The sequence below is a fragment of the Actinophytocola sp. genome (assembly GCF_036002505.1).
Taxonomy (GTDB): Bacteria; Actinomycetota; Actinomycetes; order Mycobacteriales; family Pseudonocardiaceae; genus DASYTH01.
The window spans coordinates 1-3659 of record NZ_DASYTH010000040.1 but is presented as its reverse complement, the minus strand read 5'-3'; the positions used below and the strand labels follow the sequence as shown (position 1 = coordinate 3659).

The 3659-nt window shown below is 70.2% G+C and carries 3 protein-coding genes and 2 pseudogenes; all 5 read right to left on the bottom strand.

Going from position 1 to position 3659, the window contains the following annotated elements; genetic code table 11:
• Positions 1 to 476 (bottom strand): annotated as a pseudogene (locus VGR06_RS02415) (transposase); the annotation flags it as partial.
• Positions 477 to 580: 104 nt separating this feature from the next.
• On the bottom strand, positions 581 to 922 hold the full coding sequence (locus VGR06_RS02410) for a helix-turn-helix domain-containing protein (protein WP_327557261.1): 342 nt from the start codon (positions 920 to 922) through the stop codon (positions 581 to 583).
• Positions 923 to 1150: 228 nt separating this feature from the next.
• Positions 1151 to 1618 (bottom strand): phosphohydrolase, encoded by a 468-nt coding sequence (locus tag VGR06_RS02405; protein ID WP_327557260.1) that lies wholly within the window; start codon positions 1616 to 1618, stop codon positions 1151 to 1153.
• A gap of 74 nt (positions 1619 to 1692) precedes the next feature.
• Positions 1693 to 2793, bottom strand: coding sequence for an integrase core domain-containing protein (locus VGR06_RS02400; RefSeq protein WP_327557262.1), 1101 nt, complete (start codon positions 2791 to 2793; stop codon positions 1693 to 1695).
• Positions 2794 to 2867: 74 nt separating this feature from the next.
• A pseudogene (locus VGR06_RS43765) lies at positions 2868 to 3473 on the bottom strand (DDE-type integrase/transposase/recombinase); the annotation flags it as partial.
• Between the last annotated feature and the right edge of the window lie 186 nt (positions 3474 to 3659).

Here is a 3659-nt window from a genome sequence, read left to right as displayed (position 1 = left end):
AGTTCGCGTTCGCCACGGTCGTCCCGCAAGTCGTCCAGGCCGAGAACGCGTTCGGCCTCGTCGACGGCCGCGTCGAGACACGCGAGCGCATCGACGCCGCGGCCGGTCGGGGTGATCCTGGCGGCGAGGCAGTACTTGGTGGCGTAGTCGATGACGGCGCAGATGCGCCAGATCCCACCGCCCGCTGTTTCGAACTCGCTGAAGTCGGTCTGCCAGACCCGGTTGCGTTCGGTCGGCGGGTCGTGGAACACCTTGCGGCGCAGCGCGGCCCAGGACTTGCGGTCTGCCCGGAACCCCCGCGGCAGCAGCAGCCCACGGCGGCGCAGGGCTCGCTCGACCGTCGAGGTGGACGCCTGGCCGTCGGCGCGCATCATCGCGGCGATCTTGCGGTGGCCCCACGCAGGCCAGTCGGCCGCGTACTTCGCCGCCAGGGCCTCGGCCGCATCAACGGCCGGCGTCGGCCACGGCCCCTTCACCGGCGCGTCGCCGCTTCGGAGCGTGGCCAGGCGGCGGTGGTAGGTGCGCTCTGGAATGCCGGCCAGGGCGGCGAACCTCGCGACCGGCAGCTCGGCTGCCGCTCTCAGGGCCTCGAGGTCGGCGAAGGGACCAGGCCGACGTACTCCGAGCCCTTCTGCCAGATCCGCAGCTGCACCGTCGCCTCGGCCAACGCGAGCTTCAGCTCCTGGATCTCCGCGCGTTGCCGCCGCTCGACCAGGCTGCCGCGGCTGCCGGCCTTGCCCGGCATCCCGTCTTCCAGCGCCGCCTTGCCGGCGTCGACGAACCGGTTGCGCCACCGGTTGATCGACTCTGCCGAGACTGCGTGTCGACGAGCCGCCTCCGCGACGGTCATCTCATGCGCCAACACCGCGAGCACCAGCTGCAGCCGCGTCTTGACCGGCACCGGGTCGTTGCTCCTGCTCAAGATCGAACTCCCTGTCACAGATTCAGCCCCGAAACCCTGCCAGAAAGTCTGACGCACACCACAGGCCTGGCCATAGAACGGTTCCTCTGTATGTCAAGCCTTTGGCGCTGTCGGGTCTCAGGACGTCCGTGACGAAACAGGCTCAGGACGTGGGTGACACATCCAGCTAGACGATCTTGTTTGCTGGCTTCGGCGGTCGCTGTGCCAAGCCGGACAGCGTCGCCGATCTCACGTATGGCTTCGGGGGACTTGGCCGGGGACGGCTTGCAGGCGCTGGATAGCTCGCTGGTAGCGGTCGATGCGTGCCGTCACATCGGGGCTGGGGTTCAGTCGATAGTTGTTGGCCAGGTTATCGGCAAGGTCAGCGAGTTTCACGTTGCGGGCAAGACGATCGTGTGCCACCTGCTCGATGTACTGGTCGTAGGTGTGCTCTGCCCGGTGCGTCAGAGCGACCACGGCCGCGATGACATCGTCGGGAATCCGCGCCTGCCGAAGTTGGTCGACGTTGACCTCTGTGTCCTCCAGGACGTCATGGAGCACAGCGGCCGTCTGTGCCTTGAAGCCCTGCACTGCGAACATGACCCGTAGGGGATGCAGGATGTAGGGCTCGGCTTCCGGGGAGGGGTAGCGCTGCCCGCGGTGTGCGCGACATGCCAGCGCGATGGCTCGCTCCAGCGCATCGGCGTCCTGGCTCATCCCCCGATACTGCCTGAGATCAGGCGTCCGGCTTGGTGTCGCAGGGGACGCGGGAGGTCGGGGTACGAGCGGATTCATGACCGGGCTCCGTGATCATCTTGGCTGGCGGAGGATACCCGACGTGGTCGTGGAGGCTCGGGTTTGCGGACCTTGAACCGGGCGACGGGCTTGGTGGTGGTGCGGGCGACTTCGGCGATCAGTTGGTCGCCGTCGTGGACGCGGAAGGTGGCGTCGGTGGCCTCGACGACCACGGTGCGCCCGGCGAAGCGGATGCCGACGTGGATGCGCTGGCCGGCGATCATCAGGGTGCCGCGGCAGTTGACCCGCCGATCGACGCGCGGCGGTCCGGCTGGTGGGGCCGGTGGCGGTCCGGCGGGGCGGGCGTCGCGCAGCCGGGACTGCTCGGCGGTGCTGAGTGGGTTGGGCAGGCTGCGCAGCAGGGTGCGGTCGGCGTCGAGTAGGTGCAGCACGCCGTGGTCGAGGCGGGCGGTGATGCGCCGGCCGGCGAGGTGGTAGCCGATCAGGTGTTGCCGGCCGGCCAGGCTGATCACTCCGTTGGGGGCGACGGTGCGGTCGACCTCGACGGCCGCGCCGGGTCGGATCGGGCCGGGGATGGGTGGTGGTCCGGCCGGGTGGGCGCCGGCGGCCAGCAGCTGCTTGAGGTGGGCGGTGGTCAGCCTCGATGGCACGGTCTTGAGCCGGACCCCGTCGTGGAGCAGGTGCACCACGGTGGCGTCGGCCCAGAAGGCGATGGTGGTCCCTGCGCGGGTCGGGCCGAGCCAGAACTGTTGGCCGCACACGGCCAGGTTGCCCGAGGCGGGAACGGTGCGGGTGAACTCCACGGCCAGGTTGACCGGGTCGACGCCGTTGGCCGACAGCACCAGCGGCGCCGAGCCGGTCGGCCCGACCGGCACAGTCTCCGGTGGTGGTGGTGGTGGTGGTGGTGGTGGTGGTGGAGTGGCCAGCGACGACGGCAGTCGCAGCGGCAGGGCCGTGTTGGTGGGGGTGGTGGTGAACCGGTCGGCGGGGAAGGCCATGTCCAGGGCCTGGTGTGGCCGGCTGGTGTTGTAGTCGTGGCGGAAGGCGTCCACGGCGGCCTGCACCGTTTCCAGGTCCGGCCACACCTCGACGTCGTCGAGCAGTTCCCGTTGCAGTGTCTGGTGGAACCGCTCGATCTTGCCCGTCGTGGTGGGCGAGCGGGGCTTGGTGTTGCGGGCGCGATGCCGTTCTTCCGGCAGATGCGTTCGAACAGCACCTCCCCGGGGCGGGGTTTGGTGAATCGGCCGGTGAACTGCTTGCCGTTATCAGTCAGGACTTCCTCCGGGATACCGAAGGTGCGCAGCGCCTGGGCGAAGGCCGCGCAGACCGCCCGGCCGGTGGCCCGGCGCACCACGGTGGCGATGACGCAGAACCGGGAATGGTCGTCCACGCCGGTGACCACCTTGGCCTCGCCGCCGTCGGCCAGCTGGATGCCGCCGACGATGTCCAGTTGCCATAGCTCCATCGGCCGCGCGCGTTGCCACCGGCGGTAGTCCTGCCGGCGGCGGCGGCGCGAGGTCGGGTCGACCAGGCCGTGGCGGATCAGCACCCGGTGCACGGTGATCCGTGATGGGATCGGCCCGGGAAAGCCGCGGCGGCCCAGTTCGAAGACCAGCCGGCGGGCACCCCAGCGGGGATGGTTACGGCGCAGCTCGCAGATGGCCGCCTCCACCTCGGGCGGAGTCTGGCCCGGGCTGGAGTGCGGCCGGCTGGACGCCCACGCCCTGGCCGCCGCAGTGGGCGACTGGCTGGTCGCACGCGACCGCCACGACCACCCCGCCCCCGCGCAGCGGCCACGGCAGCGGGCGGTGGCCATCGACGGCAAGACGCTGCGGCTGCGACATGAGGTCGCACGTGGTGGGTGGCTGCGTTGGAGGAGGTTCGATGTGATGTCGAAGACGTAGCCCGGGTCAGTGTCGAGACCTGTCCCTGCCCTGGCGTGCGCCGCAGGCTCTGGCCTGCGGGGTGCGAAGCCCAGGGGAAAGCCCGAGGGTCCCTGCTC

What these genes read in the sequence shown, in the direction of transcription:
- VGR06_RS02405 (WP_327557260.1), bottom strand. Translation starts at nt 1,618, where the DNA reads ATGAGCCAGGACGCCGATGCGCTGGAGCGAGCCATCGCGCTGGCATGT.